The organism is Neisseria sp. P0019.S002 (genome assembly GCF_051957155.1).
GTDB classification, from domain to species: domain Bacteria; phylum Pseudomonadota; class Gammaproteobacteria; order Burkholderiales; family Neisseriaceae; genus Neisseria; species Neisseria perflava.
Genome location: NZ_JBQCWS010000141.1, coordinates 1 through 447 on the forward strand (window position 1 = coordinate 1; position 447 = coordinate 447).

1 pseudogene is annotated in these 447 nt (G+C 52.1%); it reads left to right on the forward strand.

Annotation, left to right across the window (positions count from 1 at the left end):
- Positions 1 to 427: pseudogene (locus ACTHTY_RS11985) on the forward strand (TonB-dependent hemoglobin/transferrin/lactoferrin family receptor); the annotation flags it as partial.
- Positions 428 to 447 lie beyond the last annotated feature (20 nt).

The window sequence follows — 447 nt, forward strand, 5'->3', positions numbered from 1 at the left end:
AGCCAATCTGACTGCCTATCAGCAAAAACTGCGTACGGAAGACGAGGCTGTCGATGCGAGCATTACGCGTATGGGCGCGCGCCAATTAGGTAACTCGACCCGTTATTCCGACTACGTTTTCAATCAGACCATACGCGGGCTGAACGGGCGTAGTGTGTGGGAATTTGACGGCGCGTTCAAACAAACCGTCGTTGCCGGCGCCGAATACAAACACACCGAGACCGCCCGTTCGCATGACAGACGGGCAGCAGACAATCTGACTGGTGCCATGAGCAAATCCCATGCAGGCAGCACATCTCCACATAACCCTTTCTACGCCAAAAAACACACAACATTCAGCGTTTACGCACAAAAAAACATAACCTTTTGCAACAGCACGGTTCTACCTCCGGCCTTGAGTTACGAACAAGAAAAGCCGAACCGTTAGTGGGGACGAGTCTGGCTTAT